Raw genomic sequence first — 17247 nt, forward strand, 5'->3', positions numbered from 1 at the left:
AAGCTATCTCGTCGCGAGTGTTAGGATGGTGTTTAGTGGATTTAAATTACCGTAGTAGCCATCTATATTTGCTTGAACCCATTCATCTTTTGATATGTCTGGCCAATTGACAGAAAAGCCTAAGAAAAATAGTAGCTCCTCAAAGAAAAAACGTTGAGTTCTACCATTGCCCTCTCTAAAGGGATGAATAATATTTAATTCACAGTAGATATCCGCAAGCTGGGCTAAGATTTCTGGTTTAGCTGCGTTTATATCCAATGTTTCAATTTGCTGGAACTGCTTTTGTATTTCAACATTGATTCGTGAACAAGTACAAAACCGAGTTTCTCCTTTGGAAATGTCAACAGTTCTAATCTCACCAGCCCAATCATATACATCTTGAAATAAATACCAGTGGAGATGTCGTAAATGATTTAAACTAAATTCGTGGAGGGATTTGATTGTAGAAGAGTATTTACTATATCTAAAGGCGGTAAACGCTAGCTCAGCTTCCGCTAACTCATTTGCATCTGTAATATTAAGCTTATTAACTAGTACGTCAGATTTTGGATAACAATAACTATCCTGAGCAACGCCGTATTTATCTCGCATATTTTGCTTTTAAATCAGCAATTGATTTGCTCACGCTCTCTTTTTTAAAGCTTAGACCTTCGTATTTAGCGCTTATTTCAAAGTTGCTCATTTTAGGTATAAATGTTTGAACATTTTTTGCTTTTTTCACCGAAGTAACAGCCATAAATACACCTCTTGTCTGACTTCTTAAGTATAACTTAGCACTATAGTTATGCCAATAGTTCAAAACAGCCCGCTTCTTTTACTTACACCCTAGCTTAGCGTATATGAAGCACCATTCGATTTTGATAGTTTGATATGATATCTGACAATTAATGATGACTCAGGCCCCTTGCTAAGCTAGCTTCGTGTGTGGGTCATTTTGTCTATGTGCCTAAAAAACTCAGAGGACAACATGTCTAATAAAAGTCTTAGTGCTCGAATTCCTGCCTATAAAATGGTATTTGCAAGTGGCGAACTGCAGAAAACCTATAAGGATCTCGTCTCTATCGTTTAAACTTTAAATCTATTTAACTCCATTTCTAGCGAAAAAAAGAGTGCTAGTAGTAGCACTCTTGTCAATGCAAAACTCAACAGCAATAACCTTTAGTTGCTAGTCCATGCTTGGGGCGCTGGAATACACCAACTCAATTAGGTTATTCATCGTTCTTGATTTTTGCATATAAGCCTTTTCCATATGGGCAAGCTCTTGTAGTTCAAATAAGGTCGTTTCTACGAGTGCCAGCCATTTTTCTGTGGTGTCTGGTACCGCTTCACTTTGCTTTGTTGCTTTTTTTAGTGCGTCGTAATAAATAGTTAAGTCACGATATTGGCTTTGATAGTCCATTGTTGTTCCAACCCGTCTCTTTTAATTTACAGCAAGGTAACAGGAATTCTCAGCAGAAATCTGCGGAAAATAATTTTTTTTACAACTTTTTAATTCGAAAGATAATTAATATTAGCAAAGGCGGAGATCACATCTTTCGCAAAAGCAATGCGAGGGTGCTTTAACGCGCCCTTTTTCCATACCAAATAGATGTTGTTTTCGGGGCCTATGGGGCCAAGCTGGATCAGTTCACCTGCTTTAATGAGATCTCGGCAGAGATAATCGGGGAGAACGGAGTAACCAATTCCAGAGCGAATGATGTTAGCAATTGCTCTAATGTCTGGACAAATAGCGATGACATTAGAGTTGCAGCTCGCATTAAATACACGGTCAAAGTATTGTCTAACCAAAGGTAAGTCTTGATCGTACGTGACGACGTTATAGCTTGAGAGTAAGTCGGCGGTAATATCGTTGTCTTGAATTTCTCGGCCCTCTAAACGGTTCATCACTAGCCACAGTTGTTCTTTATCTAGAACGAGATAGTCAAAGGTTGTGGGATCTGGCGTAGAGGCGGCAATGGCGATGTCGGCGGTGTCGTTTATTAGTGCGTCGAAAATGTTAATTTTATTGCCAATATGAAGTACCACGTTAATGTTGCCCGCTTGCAATAAGTTGGCGATTTGTGGACCGGAGACAAAGCTTAAATACTCCGCGGGACCAGCAATATTTAGTGTGCCAAACACCGCATTGGAGCGTGCCCGAATTGAGGTGATCTTCTGCTCTAAAATATCGATATGACCAGACACCTGCAGCGCTAAGTCATGTGCTGTTGGCGTTGGCTTTACACCTCGTGCTTGACGTTCAAACAAGGCTTTTCCTACTACCGCTTCCATGGTTTGAATATGTGCAGTGACTGCCGGTTGCGACATCCCCAAGTTGGCCGCAGCCTTGGTGATATTTTTGCAGCGGTATACTTCCACAAAAGTTTTCAGTTGGGTGAGATGAGACATAAAACATTCGAGCCATAAATATTCTGATTGCTCCTACCAATTTATCCGAATTCTCCTGTATCCGCAAATCGCCTAAACTTGTCGATATTGAACTGGTATGAGGAGCCGGGATGAACAAGAGTTTAGTGAATACGATAGTGTGGGTGATGAGATGGACGCTCCCAAATCGGCGTCAATGCGCCAAACTGATAGTTGCAAACACAGTTATTAGGAGAGTCCATCATGAATAACGTTAGCACGCTTTCAATTGATCTAGCAAAAAATGTATTCCAACTTTTATCGTTTGATAAGCAAGGTAATAAATGTTTTTCCAGAAGGTTAGATAGAGCAAAGCTCTTGCAAACATTGACCCAATTACCTGCTTGTAATGTTGTTATGGAATCATGCTCAACGTCTCATTATTGGGGGCGCTGCTGCTTACAAGCTGGGCACCAAGTTCAGCTTATCCCTGCGCAACATGTTACCCCTTTTGTCCGTGGCAATAAAAACGATAAAAATGATTGTATGGCGATTTATGAAGCGAGCCTTCGACCTAACATTCGCTTTGTTCCTGTAAAAACAGAGCATCAACAAGCAATCCTAGCACTACATCGTTATCGGGAACGGCTCATACATAATCGAACTGCCTGCATCAACCAAACATGTGGTTTGTTACTTGAATTTGGCATCGTCATCAAGAAGAGCTTAAAGTCTTTTCGTGCAACCATTGCTGATCTGCTCAACCGTAATTTACATGGAGCTTTAAATCTACTCCTCAGAGACGTTTATGAAGAAATGCAAAAGTTAGACGCCAATATTAAAAATGTAGAGGCACAATTTAAGCAGTTTAATGAACAGAGCCAAGCTGCTCAAATTATCCAATCCATCCCCGGAATTGGGATTATCAACGCATCGGCATTGAGTGCCACAATAGATAAAGGGCAAGCATTTTCTAATAAAAAGGAGTTGGCTGTGTGGCTTGGGATCACACCACGTCAATATGCTTCGGGTGAAACCAAGAAGATGGGAGGGATCACCAAACGAGGTGATCGTTATCTAAGAAAACAACTCATTCATGGTGCCCGTACAGTGGTCAATCATGCGCACAAAAAGCAGGATGATTTAAACAAATGGATCAACGCATTGGTAGAACGTCGCGGTAAAAATAAAGCGGTGGTGGCCACGGCCCACCGATTGGCTCGCTTAATGTGGATATTGCTACAAAGAAATGAACCTTATAAAGCCCAATATACACAAAGTGAGGCGCAATCATGACTCAAATTATGGCTATTAAGGAGCCCGGTCGTGACAAGGGCCTCGAGCCCGAGTGGGTGTTTATGAGCCCTTGATAGCCATATTCTCATTGCTGTAAACATAACGATGAACAAAAGGTCAAACCTACCTAGTTAAACCCGTTATAGGCAAGGCATTCAATGCCGCGTGGGTGTATTCTACTTTTTGGGTGGCTAGGTTCGAAACTCATTAGGGGCGCTGAAAGTCAGTTAAGCCCGAATATATGTCAGAGCAGCACCTTATTTAGGGTGACTCAAAGTGACTGTTTATCAATACATACAAATAGTAAATGAGAGATAAATAAAAGAAGCAACAAGGCTGTTAAAACAACCTTGTTGGATGAGTATTACTTGACAGCAGCAGAGCGTCCATATATGTCATCGTTGTTGGGTTCAGCGCTTGCGCTTAGCGTTCATGCAAGTGAAGGTGAGGTATTAGTGTTACTTTCGAGCGAAACCTCGATGGAGCTTGCCAGTGGTGAGACAATAGAAACAGGTTATTATCTCAATGAGTTTGGGATCCCAGCAAAGGCGTTGGTGGATGCTGGATATAAACTGGTATTAGCAACACCAAAAGGCAATGCCCCTGCTGTTGATCAAAAGTCAGTGACGGTTGATTACTTTGGCGGTGATGAGACTAAATTACAAAGCATCAAAAAATTTATTGCTAACCTGCCAGATATTAACGATACCGCGAGTTTTAGCGAGATCCTTGCTGCGGGGTTAGACGAGTTTGATGCGGTATTTATTCCAGGCGGACACGCCCCATTAATTGATTTGGCGAATAATCCGCAGGTGGGTGAAATTTTGCGCCATTTTAACCGCGAGAATAAACCTACAGCCGCGATTTGCCACGGCCCAATTACGTTGCTGTCGGCGCAAAGTGAACCAAAAGCGTATTATCAGAGTTTAACAACACAATCACCTGTTCAAGCGAAAAACTGGATTTATGACGGATATCAAATGACGATATTTTCGAACCCAGAAGAACAAGTATTTGAAAGCACGTTAAATGGCGAAAAACTCAACTTTTACCCAGCAGCCGCGATGTCCCAGGCTGGAGGAGAGATGCAGTTTGCAAATGCATGGCAGCCAAAAGTGGTTGTTGATAGAGAGCTAATTACAGGGCAAAACCCGTTTTCAGACAAATTACTAGCAGAAAAGCTGCTAGAAATGTTAGCGAAAGAACCGAATATTAAACAGTAAGGAATTGAGCATGCTTAATTTTGTATTTAAAAATCAAACCGAAATTCTTTTTGGTAAAGGCCAAATGAGTGAAATCACCTCACGATTACCAGAGACAGCAAAGGTGCTGCTACTGTACGGCGGTGGCTCAATTAAAAACAATGGTGTATACGACCAAGCTATGAGTGCATTGACAGGTGTTGAGGTTGTGGAATTTGGTGGTGTGGAGCCAAACCCAACATATGAAACACTAATGCAAGCGGTCGCGACGGCAAAGCAAAATGATGTGAACTTTATTCTTGCGGTTGGCGGCGGCAGTGTTATCGACGGCGCAAAGTTTGTGGCGGCAGCTTTTAATTTTGACGGTGAGCCTTGGGACATTTTGGTAAAAGGTGCAAGCTTTAGCAATCCATTACCGATTGGTGCTGTGCTTACTTTACCTGCTACAGGCTCTGAGAGTAACGGCAACTCAGTGGTTACTAAAAAGGCAACTTCGCAAAAGCGTGCATTTTCGTCACCGACGGTACAGCCGCAGTTTGCGGTACTCGATCCAGAATACACCTATTCACTGCCGCCTCGCCAAGTGAGTAATGGGGTAGTGGATGCGTTTGTTCACGTGATTGAGCAGTATTTAACATATCCAGTAAATGCGCCACTGCAAGACAGATTCGCAGAAGGTATTTTACAAACGCTTATCAGCGAAGGGCCAAAGGCGTTAAGCGAGCCTAACAATTATGATGTAAGAGCAAACGTTATGTGGTCTGCAACTATGGCGCTAAATGGCCTTATTGGTCAAGGCGTGCCACAGGATTGGTCAACACATATGATTGGTCATGAGCTAACGGCATTGTATAACCTTGACCACGCGCAAACGCTTGCGATTGTATTACCTGCGGTGATGTATGTGCAACGAGACAAAAAAGCCGAGAAAATCAAGCAACTTGGTGAGCGTGTATTTGGTATTGCAGCTGCAGACGAAGCACAGCAAATTGACCAAACGATAAAAGCAGTTCAGGACTTTTTTGAGTCGATGGCGGTGCAAACGCGTTTAGCTGATTATCAATTAGACGAAAAAGCAGTACAAGAAGTTATCGCTAACCTAGAAAAGAACGGCATGACGGCACTAGGTGAGCACGGCGATATTGATTTAGCGAAGGCGAAAGAGATTTTAATGCTGGCGTTGTGATTTAGATATATCAAAAAAGAGCTGATTGATTATAGTCAGCTCTTTTTAATATCAATAGATGTTATTTAGCTACTCAACAGTGATATCTTGATGTCCGACTTCTGTCCAAGAGTTGTCAATCCACCGGATCTTCGCTACAACACGAAATTGTCCTGGTTGATTGAAATAGGCAACTGCGCGAGCGCTCCTAGAAATTTCCCCTCCCGATAGCGCATAATTATTATCACTTAACTCAGACAATGTATAAATAGCATCTGATGAACGGTTTGAAGAGTCATACTTCTTCATATTAAACAAAAAGTTACCATTTGAGTCATGTACTGCCAAAGCGATATGCCTAAAATGGTACGGGGTACTATTCGTTATGTTCTTAACTTTAAATTGGGCGTCAAAGTTTGGTCTAGATATTGTTGCATCAGGATCGGCTGCTATTCTGTGTCCGCTCACCCAAAAGTCTTGTACTCGCATACCTAGCAGATAATTATTAAAAAAACTGCGATTACGCACTATGCCATTAGGATACTGATTATTCGACTTGCAGTTTTGTTCTTGCACTGTGAGATTGTTACCATCAATATTTGCCACCCAAGCAACATGTCCGTAATCTCCATTACGACTATCTCTGATAGCTACACTGTTTAATGCGGGCTCTCTTCTGTAAATATAGCCCGATGATTTATTGATGGCCTTATAAGAGTCGACATCCCAACGATATGCATGTCTGGGATAATCGTTTAATTGTAATGAGTGGCCCCATACATCTTTTGCTTTTTTCCAAGCGAACCAAGTGCAATTTCCTTCTACTTCATCTGCAGATGTACAACAAGGAAAAGGGTTATTAATAGAGGTTTGTCCACCGCAGTAGTCAACTGCTTGTGATTGCGATGCAAAAAATCCGATTGAGGCTAACAAGATTGATTGCTTTAAATTCCGACTTTTTTTCATAGCTGTTATTCCTTAGGTTTGAATTGAACGAGAAATATCATGGCATATCACACTCTCGCAGAGCGTGGAATTGTGTGTCCGAGCATCTGTCCGAAAGAGTCGTTGTTATAAAGAAAAATTATAACCACTAAAAACAGTTGGTTATGTGTTTTTGTTACATGTGATGCAATTGTGTTATATTTTTGTTTTTGTGTTAGATGCGTGTCGAATTTAAAGGATAAAATAAGACAAAGTGCGAAAGCTCGTAGCATGCAAATGAAACAAGTGATCTACGACTGTCAATGTAGCCAATCCCACTTTTATAAAGTATTGGCAGGTAAGCGCCCTCTGAATGAGCATATTCGTAAATATCTTGCTCAGCTTTTAAGTGTAAGTGAGGAAGAGCTTGAGGACTTAATATGTAATAAGTCCACAGTAAGAAAAGAGGCACCACATTATGCAAGCAAAGTAACCAAAAACCATAAAGCGATTACCTGGAAACGCACTTTGATCACTATCATTTTCCTCAGTGTGTTGCTTTTATCGTATCTGTTTGAAGATATTAAACCGCTTGTTGTTGAGTCTAGGTATTCAACGAATTCAGAAATCCAAGATATTCCGATCTTTGTCAAAGACGTGACAATTCCCGATGGGACAGCAATACCGGTTAATACTGAGTTTGTTAAAATTTGGCGTATTAAAAATGGTGGAGGGGTGATGTGGTCAGGGCGTTATTTACAGCGTATGACGATTGCTTCACAAGGCTTATGTCAAAGTCCAAATCGAATACCTATCCCAGAAACTGCACCAGGAGAAGTCATAGATTTAGAGGTCACCTTCAAAACACCATCGCTACCAGGGTCGTGCAGAACTGATTGGAAAATGGTAGACGATCGAGGAAAACTAATTTACCCAACACTCAGTGGACTTTACAGTATTGTTCAAGTCGTGCAGATTCAACAAAGAGCATATGATAAAACTCATTAAGGATCATGGCTTTTGCTGTAACTGCTCTATGCCTTGTTCAAAGCTTGGGTGTATGCTTAGCCAACTATGCTGTTCGTCGCTTTCCTTGTCGGACTCTCAAATATAGAGAGCATCGCATCACTCTTACTAAACTGCGGCATTAGCTTTTATGTGCTAACAAATAGTTTAACTAGTGTGGACAGCCACTCAAACTTGAATGGTTATCCACGCTATGTCTGCTGGTAAAAGACCGCATACAGTTGCGGGTGTCTTAAAAGTTAAGATGGCAGTAAAAGTACGGTGTACTATCTCGATAAGCTATTTGAACAAGAAGCGTCCTCAGGAAATACGATTTGGTGAGCTTATATTAGCGATGTAGCAATATTAAGTTATGACTCAAGCGTAAAGCGCTATCAATTACGCTTTACGCACAAAGACAGATTAGGCAGCACAACCACACTGAGTGACGAAGTGGGTAATGTGATGGCTTATCGTAACTTTGATGTATTTGGTAAGCCGAGAGGAGGAGATGGTCAAGTCATTAGCCCAGCGAAACTCAGTGGCAATGTGCTAGATTTAGAGCTGTTTTCATCGCGAGGATTTACCGATCACGAACACTTAGACGAGTTAGCATTAATTCATATGAACGGTCGGGTGTACGATTATAACCTTGGTCGGTTTATGTCGGTAGACCCGGTGATACAAGCGCCTGGTAACAGTCAAAGCTTAAACCCATATAGCTACCTGATGAACAACCCGTTAGCGGGTACAGATCCAACGGGTTATGTAGGTTGCGAAGAAGGTGCCGATGAGTGTCAAGTGCGAGAAGAACGAGTTACTAAGCCAGGTAGTCGAATTCAGCGAAAGCAGGTATCGCAAATTACTCAGACTACAAGCAATTCAAACGGTGGCACGACAACGATAACCGCAAACTATAATCGTAGTGGTAAGTTGTCTGGGGTGACGGTCGAGACCGGGGATAATCGTACCAGTGGAGGATTGAGTAGCGACCAACTTAGTCAAATATACTCCGATACAGCCTCAACCATTGGTAATGGAGCCGCAGCAGCGGTCGGTAATTTGATTCCAGATATGGTCAATGGCATTGCTGACTGGACTGAGCGTTTTCTTCATCAAGATTCAGGTTCGCTAGGCAGGATAGACAAATGGGTAGATGTAGATAATGATATTGCCCAAGGCATTGCTAACGACTTTAGGAAAGTAGGTTCAGTTTTACTTGCAAATACCCCTCTACGTGCTAGTTCCTCTGCTTCAATGCGGTTACCTTCTGGTGGGCTATCTGGGAACATGGTTGCCCAACCCAAGTTATTATGGGGGCGAAATGCAGAACAAATAGCAGCTACTATTGACTGCTGAAGGTTATCAAGTCGCATTAAGGCAATCGACAAGGGGCTCTGGTAACGCAGCAATCATTAAAGTAGACGGACATAAGCAAGTTACACAAATCCAAGTTCATGCAGGTGGTGGCAGACATGGTGGCGCTTATTACAAAATATCGACCAGTACCAAAGGTAAAGTCTGGGTTGTTAACCCTGCAACATTTCGTGCCGACCTTAACCAAAAAGGCACAATAGTAAGTGGAGTTAATTAATGGTTAGCGAACAATTTGAATGGGCATTATTAGCATTAGCTCAACCTGCAAAAGTTCAACTTGGGTTGTTTCCTGATTTTGCTAACGCGGCAGATGAGCTAGCGTTAAGCTGGGAAGAAGCCCTAGAGGATACTGATTTGGATGAGCTTTCTGATAACGCAAGAAGCGCCATCAAAGAACTTGATGACTATATGTTATCTATTAGCGGTCAAGAGAATGCAGAGTTGTGGACCAATGAATCGGTATCAAGCAGTGTTCAATGGGCGAAGATGAGAAAAATGGCTAACAGTGTAATTAAAGAGTTTGGCTGGATAAAATCCTCTCCTCATAATCCATCATGGGCAATTTATGTTCATGATGACGAACCCACTTAACTGAGCCTAAAACAATGCTCAGGATCCCATCATCACAGCTTATATAGCTAATAATACGGCAGCAGCTTTGCAAGAAGCTCTTTAAGGTAAGTCAAGAAAAAATGATGGACACCCACCTCAACTTGCATGTTGGGGTGGCTTGTCTAAGCTTTTAGTTCTTTAAATTCTAAGTTCAAGGAGTGAATGGTGGGATTAGTGGGGAAGCGGCAAATCAGTTTGTCAGATACATCCTATTATTATTGTGTTTCGCGCTGTGTTCGCCGTGCTTTTGTGTGGTGAATACAAATTTACGGGTAAGCCATATGAGCATCGCCGAGGCTGGGTAGAAGAACTGCTGCTGTTTTTTAGCTCAGGTAAAAACTTTGAAAGACACCCACTGCTGTCCACGCTATGTCTTTGTTCTGCCAAAGTTGCCAAGCAGACTTGCAAAATGAGAATCTGCATTAGGCTGTGCTAAGTACAGGTATGCTAGATCTTTCAAAGTGGTTACCGTTAAATTTGATGGGATTCTGACCAAATCCTAAGTTCATCTAAAATACTCAATGCGGTTTTGCCGAAATCGGTTAATTCATAAGTTACAGCAACTGGTCGGTCACTTATCACTTTTCTAAGTACCATTCCTTCACTTTCAAGTTCCTTTAGGCGTTGGTCGACCATTTTTTTGCTGGCACCGCCAAGCATACGAGTTAAGTCATTGAACCTTACTGGCTCATCTTTAAGGTGATAAATAATGGAACCTTTCCACTTTCCGCCAATTAAACGCATACCTTTTTCAATAGCGCAGGGTTCAGTGCATGCATTTAACACTTTTTTTCTACCTTTACTGTCTGTTTTTACGATACTTTCCATCAATCCTCCTAAAAAAACAACTAGGTTACTAAAAGTATACTAATTGCCAACTTAAATTAGGTAACTAAAATATACCACATATAGATTGAGTAGGAGAGTGTCTCTCTTACTTATTTTTGCTGAAATTTAGTTTGGAGTTGTTTTATGAGCACTACTGATCTTAAGAACGTATTAATTATTAATGGCCATCAATATTACCCATTCTCCGAAGGTAAGCTAAATGCAGCCTTAATTGATAAGGTAATAACCATGCTTGAAGATAAAGGTTATAACACGCGCGTAGTGACAATGCGTGATGGGTACGATGTGGAAGAACAATTGGCGCTTCATCAATGGGCAGACATTGTATTTTTGCAAACACCAATCAATTGGATGGGCGTGCCTTGGTCGTTTAAAAAGTATATGGATGAAGTATACACAGCAGGCATGGGGGGAGCTCTATGTGTTGGCGACGGTCGCACAGAAGAAGCACCAAAGAAAAACTATGGTATGGGCGGCACGTTGACCAACACCAAATATATGATGTCTCTCACCTTTAATGCGCCGGAAGAAGCCTTTAATGACCCAGATGAATTCTTCGACGGCAAGTCAGTCGACGATTTAATGTTCCCTATGCACATGAACTTCAAGTTCTTTGGTATGAAGCCAATGGAAACATTTGCGTGCTTTGATGTGATGAAAAATTCAGATGTTGAAAACGACTTCAAACGTTTTGAAGCGCACATTAACAAGCATTTTTAAGGGGCAGTCATGAGCGTTGAATATACTACTAAATTGCACGCGGGAGCTGATTTTCCTGTAATTGAAGCAAAGCTATTAAATGGTGATATTAAAAAGTTGTCTACGCCTGAAAATGGTTTGGACTGGAAAATGGTTGTGGTTTACAGGGGGCAGCACTGCCCACTTTGTACACGCTACTTAAACCAATTAGAAAGTGTAAAAGACCTACTTGCTGAAACTGGCGTAGACTTGATTGCCGTTTCTGGCGATAGCAAAGAACAACTGGACAGTCATATGCAAAGACTTGATGCGACGTTTCCTATCGCCTACGGTCTTACTGTTGAACAAATGGAAGAGCTTGGGTTGTATATATCAGATCCAAGATCACCTGAAGAAACTGATCATCCATTTGCTGAGCCGGGGCTATTTGTAGTCAATAGTGAAGGAAAAGTTCACGTAGCAGACATTTCAAACAACCCGTTTATAAGACCTGAACTTCAGTCACTGCTCAGTGGCTTAGATTGGATACGCAATCCTGCTAACAACTACCCTATTCGTGGTATGCATAAATAGGGGGGCTATGAAAAACGCTGTATTGCCGAGTGTTATTTCAGCCCTTTTGCTTGGCAATGCGGTGGCAGAAGACGCAATAGCCGAATCTGCTCATATCGTATCTCCAAACCAATATGAATTTATGCTAGAGAACCGAGAAGTTACCGTGCGTAAGGCGACACTTAAACTGTTTACGTCAAAAAAGGTGGCAAGGCGACAATAACAACGAGTGAAAAAGACACCCATTTTTAAACTGTAACGATACAGTGGGTGTCTTTATATGCCAATATGAAACTGTATCGTTTCAGCAAAGCTCAGAAATAATTAATGACCAAACTTAATGCGGATCCCTGCATTGATCGTAAATCCGTCGTTACGAGACCAAATATCAGTTGTCCATCGTCCACTCGGAGCCTGTTGAGTTAGCAATATTGGCTCTTCTTTAGTTTGCCGAACATTGAGCAAGTTCTCAGCATTTAAGAAGTAACTTACGTTACCAAGAGTGATTTGACCAAGTAAGCCTAAGTGCCAGTATGCGTCGCTTCTATCACGGTAAGGGTTATTTTCGAGATGCTGTGTACCAGTATAATAAGCTTCAAAGCCTAGTAGGTGACTGCCATGCTGCTCCCACATAATTACCGCACCAGCAGAATGTGTTGGTGTTAGAGTTAATGGAGTTCGGCCAGTGCCTAATCCGCTCAGTTTTGTTGCGTCAGTATATAAGTAGCTTCCAGTTATTTTGATGTCATGCCAGCGGTATCGCAAAAGCAATTCTGCGCCACGAATTTCGGTCTGGCCTGAGTTATTCACTAATCGAACGTGGTTATTTGTATTCGGGCTTTGGGCTTCGATGACCTCAAGTTCAGTGACATTGTCGACATCCGAGGCAAACAGGGTGACACTTGTTTCAATGTCATCAAATACATAGCTGAGATCAATAGATGCTGTAGTCGCCAGTTCCTCCTCTAAGTTACTGAAAGGCTCAAGGCGAGATAGGCCACTGTCTTCAATATCTTCAATAAAAGGTGTCGGCGCAAAGAAGCCTTGACCGTAGGAGCCGCGAATTGTCCAGCTGTTTGGATTGTACAAAATGGATGCGCGTGGACTAAACTGAGTGCCGTATTCACTGTGCCAATCGGTTCTGGCGCTTAATGATATTGAAACGTCTTTTTCTGTGTCATAGTCTATCTGTGAAAATAACCCAGGTACTTGATAGTTATAGTTAAACTCTGAAAAGTCATCAGACTCAAAGCGGTCAGACTGATAAGCTACTCCAACAAGCCAAGCAATAGCTTCACGATAACCCGATACACTAGATTCAAATAAGTAACTTTCATGGTTATCTGTTTCTTGAGTCATCCCATAAACATGGTCATGCTCCTGATGCATCGCTGAACCACGAACACTGAGGTTTATTTCTTCACTAAGTGGTTGGTCGAAAATAAAACCGCTATCTAACCTTAATGAGTCTTGGTGTTGAGGAAATGATTCGCCAGTAGGTAATGTATCCGTTTGTTGCGTACCACCTTCACGATTTTCTTTCATCGCACCAAACGTCCAATAGAGGTTGGCACCGTCTTCATCTTCCCAATAAAAACGTGGGCGAACGGTCGCGCGCTCATAGCCTGCTATATCAAGCCAGCCATCCTCATCTAAATCTTGCTGAGCTTGATGATGAAGTCCCAGAGTAATTGACGCACGAGTACTTGAGTTCAGTGGGGTTGCAAAATAGGAGGTAATATCTTGACCACTTTTTGATGTTGCATTGAGTAGCACTTCACCTTCAAATTCATCCCCTGGTGTACGAGAGATAAGATTAATCACCCCGCCTAAGGCTGATCCACCATACAAAGAAGAAGCTGATCCTTTGATAATTTCAACATTGGCTAAGTCGGTTGGAGGGATTTGAAGCAACCCAATTGACGCAGTTTGCCCACCATATAATGGCAAACCATCACTAAGTAGCTGGGTATAGCGACCATACAGGCTTTGCAATCTTATGTTGGCACTGCCTAAAGCAGGAGAGGTATTTTGTACTCGTACACCGCCAGTTTCAGCAACTAGCATAGAAATATTTCCGGGCCGCATTAAGGCTTTTTCTTGGATTTCTTCATTATTGATAATTTCAGTTCTAGTTGCCGATTCGTTCACGATCCGACCAAGTCGTGACGCGGTTACTTGAATTCTCTCTATTTTATTCTGGTTATGTTCGTCATGATGTTGGTGTTCTCCTGCATAAGATACAGACGGGCCAAGTAAGATAGCCAGCGCCACCTTTGAATATTGATTAAGCATGTTTTACCTCAGGTAATGCAAAACACTGCGAAGTTTTTTATTAGTTTAATACCAGCTCAAATTGAGGAGAAAACCTGACGCGAGCTACGTTAAAGGCTTATTATTTAGAACGACTAAATAATATTTTCGCCTTGCCCACATGGGTGTAGATACCTTGGCGATAGCAGGGTGCGGTAGCTGTGTTATCGACAAGATTTTTTCGCCTCAAAATAAACCGCTTAATTAAGTCAATTGGTATAACTTTCGCAGCATATAAATTAAATTTTTAGTAAGAATTTAGTTTGGCTGTAGCCTAAGCGGTAAAATAGGAGGCCGATAGAATGAGGTCGCAATACTATGAATATCTGGAGTCGGAGTCGATCGTACAGGACCACCAAAACGAATGAGTTCTGAGGAAATAGGGTTTATAGGAATGTATGCAAAGGTTGCACAGGTGTTTTCTGGGCAAATGCAATCGTTTTCGCAGCAATCTGTGTCACAACAATCATCTGCACCTTGCTGGTATTCGTTTTGAGATTCAAATGTGATTGATTGCGTGATAATAATGTCATCATCAGGTACAAAAAAGGGAGATGCTAATGCTTGCCCAACAAAGGCAACCAAGATTGTCATCATAATAAGTAGTTTTGACATTCCCTTACACATAATAATCTCAACTCGAAACTGCTGCACATTGTAGGGAATAATTTTATATAAGTGAAGCGTATCGGAGACGATAAATGAGCGCTGATTATAAAAGCCTGTGGCGTAGCGATACTAAAAAGTTAAGAAAGGCTGTTTATTATCCAATATGAACTCAGGTTTTGGGTCAAGGTGGAGTTATTCCACCTTTTTTGAAATACGTATAGCGACTTAAAAATTATGTAAATTAGAAAGTAAATTTCAGATCTCTAATAACTCTTGATTGGATACCTCTAATCAAGCTATTTTCTTTAAGTTCACCGTTAAAATGACCTGTTCTAACTCTCTGAATTTCCATGTCAAATTCACATGGTTTTGAAGTTGTAATCTGTTCTAGATCTATGAGGCCAGCGCTTTTTGCATTGAATGTATTGTTGGTCGAGTTTCCAAACTGTGTTGAGAAAGAGCCAGTCACTAACCCGCCCGTATTATTTGAACATGCATAGTTAACGATAAGGGATGCGTCACTAGCTGAGTCTATTCCATCAATATGAATTTCAATATTTTCATCATATCGAAAAGTTTTCTTTGCTTCGGGGGTAAGTACCAAAAAGCCCAAAGGAAGCTCAACAGACGCTGAAGCATTTGCTTCTTTCTTGCGATCTAACTGGATCGTATATAGGCTGTTACCAGTTACAACTGAGGATCTGCCCTCGTAATCAATATCTAGAATGTCAGTATCTTTAGTCAATTGGATTGTCTGACCATTTACGATCGCTCTTAGTGTATCGCCTTCGCTTAAGTTTACATTAGAGCCGAACGAGTCCCCGACGTTTAGCTCAGCCACAATTCGGGCTCTCTCTCCATTTGAAGTTATTGATATATCGGCACTAATTGCATTTGTTTTCAGCAGATCAGATTCTGTCTCAGATGTACAAGCCGTAAGCAATGTGCTGATACTGGCTGCGGTTATAAGTAACAGAGAAGATTTGGTTGATTTCATTTTTTACCCGTGATTCATTTAAAGGCAGATTTTCCAACTTAGAAACAGCGATGGCAAGTTAAAAAATGTAATAGGGTTGTACGGTAAAAGGAAATAATCACTGTTGTTTGCAGGGGGATTTAACAATTTTTTGGTATCTCAGTGCTATTTTCGTTTACGGGTCACGGGGTTTGTTTGAGCTGCTCGATGCGTTGCTCAAAGCTTGGGTGTGTGCTTAACCAACTATGCTGTTCGTCGCTTTCTTTTGCGAGTTTTTCGAATATAGAGATCATCGCATTACTATTACCATACAGCGCAATTAGCTTTTCTTGTGCGTACAAATCAGCCTCGAGCTCAGCTTGTTGAGAGTAATTTTGGTTGATACCTAACATTGCGCCTTGCATCATAAGATCTGATAGCGCAGAGATGTCACCCAATACGACACTCAAACTGACAAATACGATAGACGAGCTTACAAGTGATTCCATTACGTGATTATGCTCCACATGACCAATCTCGTGGAGTAACACAGCACTAAGCTCTTGCTGAGTTGTTGCCAGTTCGACCATGTTGTCTGTGATCACAATGGTACCATTGGCCAGAGCCATGGCGTTGGCTTTATCTTTCCACTGCCTAAGTTCAAGTTTAAACTCACGTTCACTCGATGCATTGGCGCCAAGCAATGAGACAAATAGGGCTCGGGTCTCTTGCTGTTTGATTTCACTTAATTTTGATTCAGAGAATTCCGAATTATCCAGCTCGTTTAGGCTACCTTCGTCGATGACTTGGTAGATTGGTTTGGGCAATGAGGCTGAGATTTCTTCAGCGAAGTAAGGCACACCTTTGGTATAAAACTGATAACCACTAAATAAAACGACCACAACCGTGGCCGCTATAATCCAAAGCCAATGAGTTTGCTTAGACTGTTTGATTCTGCTGTGTATCTTTGAGCTCATCTAGTACTTCTCGCATCACATCGATGTTGTATTTTCTCACTATTTTTTGGCTATTAAATAACTGAGGTAGCTCAATTAAACACACTAAAATTAGTAGTATCCAGCCATAAAAGAGAATAAACACAAGCCCTAATAGCATTAAAGTGAGGTTAATTGCACCTCGTGCTGTTTTTCCTAGATAAAAGTGATGTAAACCTGCGGCAAAAAAGTAATTGAGTACCGCGTAGGTATCAGGATCTTTTACTAGCTGTTCTTCCAGTTGGTAGTACTGCTTGCGCGCTTCAGGACTTAGCTGAGCAACTTGGTTTCTCAACGCCTCTTCTTGTTCTCTTAATGCTATTTCGTCCATGCAAACTCCTAGGATTA

Annotated in this window: 21 protein-coding genes and 1 pseudogene; 11 read left to right on the forward strand and 11 right to left on the reverse strand. The window is 41.5% G+C overall.

Annotation, left to right across the window (positions count from 1 at the left end; genetic code table 11):
* Window positions 1-3: 3 nt before the first annotated feature.
* The 4 genes from CWC29_RS21215 to CWC29_RS21230 form a co-directional block, all read right to left on the reverse strand.
* On the reverse strand, window positions 4-591 hold the full coding sequence (locus tag CWC29_RS21215) for a Fic/DOC family protein (RefSeq protein WP_138524958.1): 588 nt from the start codon (window positions 589-591) through the stop codon (window positions 4-6).
* The gene (locus tag CWC29_RS21220) at window positions 581-736 is read right to left on the reverse strand and encodes a hypothetical protein (protein WP_017217632.1); all 156 of its coding nucleotides are present in this window, start codon (window positions 734-736) and stop codon (window positions 581-583) included. The genes CWC29_RS21215 and CWC29_RS21220 overlap by 11 nt, the downstream gene beginning before the upstream one ends.
* A 429-nt stretch (window positions 737-1165) precedes the next feature.
* Window positions 1166-1399 carry a hypothetical protein gene (locus CWC29_RS21225; RefSeq protein WP_010369844.1) on the reverse strand — a complete coding sequence of 78 codons (234 nt, stop codon included), beginning with the start codon at window positions 1397-1399 and terminating at the stop codon, window positions 1166-1168.
* 89 nt (window positions 1400-1488) lie between these two features.
* Window positions 1489-2388: a LysR family transcriptional regulator gene (locus CWC29_RS21230; RefSeq protein ID WP_138524960.1), complete on the reverse strand. Its 900-nt coding sequence runs from the start codon at window positions 2386-2388 to the stop codon at window positions 1489-1491.
* Between the two features lie 222 nt (window positions 2389-2610).
* On the opposite strand from CWC29_RS21230, the gene CWC29_RS21235 reads away from it, so the two are divergent.
* The 3 genes from CWC29_RS21235 (at window position 2611) to CWC29_RS21245 (ending at window position 6030) form a co-directional block, all read left to right on the forward strand.
* Window positions 2611-3642, forward strand: coding sequence for an IS110 family RNA-guided transposase (locus CWC29_RS21235; RefSeq protein WP_138524990.1), 1032 nt, complete (start codon window positions 2611-2613; stop codon window positions 3640-3642).
* Window positions 3643-4034: 392 nt separating this feature from the next.
* The gene (locus CWC29_RS21240) at window positions 4035-4865 is read left to right on the forward strand and encodes a type 1 glutamine amidotransferase domain-containing protein (RefSeq protein WP_138524397.1); all 831 of its coding nucleotides are present in this window, start codon (window positions 4035-4037) and stop codon (window positions 4863-4865) included.
* A gap of 10 nt (window positions 4866-4875) precedes the next feature.
* Complete coding sequence (locus CWC29_RS21245; protein WP_128727429.1) at window positions 4876-6030, forward strand: iron-containing alcohol dehydrogenase; 1155 nt, start codon at window positions 4876-4878, stop codon at window positions 6028-6030.
* A gap of 69 nt (window positions 6031-6099) precedes the next feature.
* Here CWC29_RS21245 and CWC29_RS21250 read toward each other — a convergent pair whose 3' ends face one another.
* Window positions 6100-6975, reverse strand: coding sequence for a CHAP domain-containing protein (locus CWC29_RS21250; protein ID WP_128727428.1), 876 nt, complete (start codon window positions 6973-6975; stop codon window positions 6100-6102).
* Between the two features lie 249 nt (window positions 6976-7224).
* Between CWC29_RS21250 and CWC29_RS23865 the strand changes: the two genes are divergently transcribed.
* From CWC29_RS23865 to CWC29_RS23870, 5 genes and pseudogenes are all read left to right on the forward strand, one after another.
* Entirely contained in the window at window positions 7225-7941 is a 717-nt protein-coding gene (locus CWC29_RS23865; protein WP_235956708.1) for an NBR1-Ig-like domain-containing protein, read from the forward strand.
* A 462-nt stretch (window positions 7942-8403) separates the two neighbouring features.
* The gene (locus tag CWC29_RS21260) at window positions 8404-9297 is read left to right on the forward strand and encodes an RHS repeat-associated core domain-containing protein (protein ID WP_138524367.1); all 894 of its coding nucleotides are present in this window, start codon (window positions 8404-8406) and stop codon (window positions 9295-9297) included.
* Complete coding sequence (locus CWC29_RS21265) at window positions 9287-9532, forward strand: hypothetical protein (protein WP_128727415.1); 246 nt, start codon at window positions 9287-9289, stop codon at window positions 9530-9532. Before CWC29_RS21260 ends, CWC29_RS21265 begins: the two co-directional genes overlap by 11 nt.
* Window positions 9532-9906 (forward strand): hypothetical protein, encoded by a 375-nt coding sequence (locus CWC29_RS21270; protein ID WP_128727414.1) that lies wholly within the window; start codon window positions 9532-9534, stop codon window positions 9904-9906. The genes CWC29_RS21265 and CWC29_RS21270 overlap by 1 nt, the downstream gene beginning before the upstream one ends.
* Window positions 9907-10089: 183 nt before the next feature.
* A pseudogene (locus tag CWC29_RS23870) lies at window positions 10090-10255 on the forward strand (transposase); the annotation flags it as partial.
* A gap of 143 nt (window positions 10256-10398) precedes the next feature.
* Here the strand turns inward: CWC29_RS23870 and CWC29_RS21280 are convergent.
* A complete protein-coding gene (locus tag CWC29_RS21280; RefSeq protein ID WP_138524369.1) occupies window positions 10399-10755 on the reverse strand; it encodes a winged helix-turn-helix transcriptional regulator in 357 nt (118 codons plus the stop codon).
* A gap of 144 nt (window positions 10756-10899) precedes the next feature.
* On the opposite strand from CWC29_RS21280, the gene CWC29_RS21285 reads away from it, so the two are divergent.
* The 3 genes from CWC29_RS21285 to CWC29_RS21295 are packed head-to-tail and all read left to right on the forward strand — an operon-like array spanning window position 10900 to window position 12250.
* The gene (locus CWC29_RS21285; RefSeq protein ID WP_138524371.1) at window positions 10900-11496 is read left to right on the forward strand and encodes an NAD(P)H-dependent oxidoreductase; all 597 of its coding nucleotides are present in this window, start codon (window positions 10900-10902) and stop codon (window positions 11494-11496) included.
* Between the two features lie 9 nt (window positions 11497-11505).
* Window positions 11506-12048, forward strand: coding sequence for a peroxiredoxin-like family protein (locus CWC29_RS21290; protein WP_128727411.1), 543 nt, complete (start codon window positions 11506-11508; stop codon window positions 12046-12048).
* 7 nt (window positions 12049-12055) lie between these two features.
* A complete protein-coding gene (locus CWC29_RS21295) occupies window positions 12056-12250 on the forward strand; it encodes a hypothetical protein (RefSeq protein ID WP_235956709.1) in 195 nt (64 codons plus the stop codon).
* A gap of 101 nt (window positions 12251-12351) precedes the next feature.
* On the opposite strand, the gene CWC29_RS21300 is transcribed toward CWC29_RS21295, so the two are convergent.
* The 5 genes from CWC29_RS21300 to CWC29_RS21320 all read right to left on the reverse strand — a co-directional run bounded on the left by CWC29_RS21300 (window position 12352) and on the right by CWC29_RS21320 (window position 17230).
* A complete protein-coding gene (locus CWC29_RS21300) occupies window positions 12352-14322 on the reverse strand; it encodes a TonB-dependent receptor plug domain-containing protein (RefSeq protein WP_128727410.1) in 1971 nt (656 codons plus the stop codon).
* Window positions 14323-14598: 276 nt separating this feature from the next.
* Window positions 14599-14955: a hypothetical protein gene (locus CWC29_RS21305; protein WP_128727409.1), complete on the reverse strand. Its 357-nt coding sequence runs from the start codon at window positions 14953-14955 to the stop codon at window positions 14599-14601.
* 235 nt (window positions 14956-15190) lie between these two features.
* A complete protein-coding gene (locus tag CWC29_RS21310) occupies window positions 15191-15946 on the reverse strand; it encodes a hypothetical protein (RefSeq protein WP_128727408.1) in 756 nt (251 codons plus the stop codon).
* Between the two features lie 161 nt (window positions 15947-16107).
* Entirely contained in the window at window positions 16108-16881 is a 774-nt protein-coding gene (locus CWC29_RS21315) for a M48 family metallopeptidase (protein WP_128727407.1), read from the reverse strand.
* Window positions 16844-17230, reverse strand: coding sequence for a TM2 domain-containing protein (locus CWC29_RS21320; protein WP_138524373.1), 387 nt, complete (start codon window positions 17228-17230; stop codon window positions 16844-16846). The genes CWC29_RS21315 and CWC29_RS21320 overlap by 38 nt, the downstream gene beginning before the upstream one ends.
* Between the last annotated feature and the right edge of the window lie 17 nt (window positions 17231-17247).

Origin of the sequence: Pseudoalteromonas galatheae (assembly GCF_005886105.2) — a bacterium.
GTDB classification, from domain to species: domain Bacteria; phylum Pseudomonadota; class Gammaproteobacteria; order Enterobacterales; family Alteromonadaceae; genus Pseudoalteromonas; species Pseudoalteromonas galatheae.

What these genes read in the sequence shown, in the direction of transcription:
- CWC29_RS21215 (WP_138524958.1), bottom strand. Translation starts at nt 591, where the DNA reads ATGCGAGATAAATACGGCGTTGCTCAGGATAGTTATTGTTATCCAAAA.
- CWC29_RS21220 (WP_017217632.1), bottom strand. Translation starts at nt 736, where the DNA reads ATGGCTGTTACTTCGGTGAAAAAAGCAAAAAATGTTCAAACATTTATA.
- CWC29_RS21225 (WP_010369844.1), bottom strand. Translation starts at nt 1,399, where the DNA reads ATGGACTATCAAAGCCAATATCGTGACTTAACTATTTATTACGACGCA.
- CWC29_RS21230 (WP_138524960.1), bottom strand. Translation starts at nt 2,388, where the DNA reads ATGTCTCATCTCACCCAACTGAAAACTTTTGTGGAAGTATACCGCTGC.
- CWC29_RS21235 (WP_138524990.1), top strand. Translation starts at nt 2,611, where the DNA reads ATGAATAACGTTAGCACGCTTTCAATTGATCTAGCAAAAAATGTATTC.
- CWC29_RS21240 (WP_138524397.1), top strand. Translation starts at nt 4,035, where the DNA reads ATGTCATCGTTGTTGGGTTCAGCGCTTGCGCTTAGCGTTCATGCAAGT.
- CWC29_RS21245 (WP_128727429.1), top strand. Translation starts at nt 4,876, where the DNA reads ATGCTTAATTTTGTATTTAAAAATCAAACCGAAATTCTTTTTGGTAAA.
- CWC29_RS21250 (WP_128727428.1), bottom strand. Translation starts at nt 6,975, where the DNA reads ATGAAAAAAAGTCGGAATTTAAAGCAATCAATCTTGTTAGCCTCAATC.
- CWC29_RS23865 (WP_235956708.1), top strand. Translation starts at nt 7,225, where the DNA reads ATGCAAATGAAACAAGTGATCTACGACTGTCAATGTAGCCAATCCCAC.
- CWC29_RS21260 (WP_138524367.1), top strand. Translation starts at nt 8,404, where the DNA reads ATGGCTTATCGTAACTTTGATGTATTTGGTAAGCCGAGAGGAGGAGAT.
- CWC29_RS21270 (WP_128727414.1), top strand. Translation starts at nt 9,532, where the DNA reads ATGGTTAGCGAACAATTTGAATGGGCATTATTAGCATTAGCTCAACCT.
- CWC29_RS21280 (WP_138524369.1), bottom strand. Translation starts at nt 10,755, where the DNA reads ATGGAAAGTATCGTAAAAACAGACAGTAAAGGTAGAAAAAAAGTGTTA.
- CWC29_RS21285 (WP_138524371.1), top strand. Translation starts at nt 10,900, where the DNA reads ATGAGCACTACTGATCTTAAGAACGTATTAATTATTAATGGCCATCAA.
- CWC29_RS21290 (WP_128727411.1), top strand. Translation starts at nt 11,506, where the DNA reads ATGAGCGTTGAATATACTACTAAATTGCACGCGGGAGCTGATTTTCCT.
- CWC29_RS21295 (WP_235956709.1), top strand. Translation starts at nt 12,056, where the DNA reads ATGAAAAACGCTGTATTGCCGAGTGTTATTTCAGCCCTTTTGCTTGGC.
- CWC29_RS21300 (WP_128727410.1), bottom strand. Translation starts at nt 14,322, where the DNA reads ATGCTTAATCAATATTCAAAGGTGGCGCTGGCTATCTTACTTGGCCCG.
- CWC29_RS21305 (WP_128727409.1), bottom strand. Translation starts at nt 14,955, where the DNA reads ATGTCAAAACTACTTATTATGATGACAATCTTGGTTGCCTTTGTTGGG.
- CWC29_RS21310 (WP_128727408.1), bottom strand. Translation starts at nt 15,946, where the DNA reads ATGAAATCAACCAAATCTTCTCTGTTACTTATAACCGCAGCCAGTATC.
- CWC29_RS21315 (WP_128727407.1), bottom strand. Translation starts at nt 16,881, where the DNA reads ATGAGCTCAAAGATACACAGCAGAATCAAACAGTCTAAGCAAACTCAT.
- CWC29_RS21320 (WP_138524373.1), bottom strand. Translation starts at nt 17,230, where the DNA reads ATGGACGAAATAGCATTAAGAGAACAAGAAGAGGCGTTGAGAAACCAA.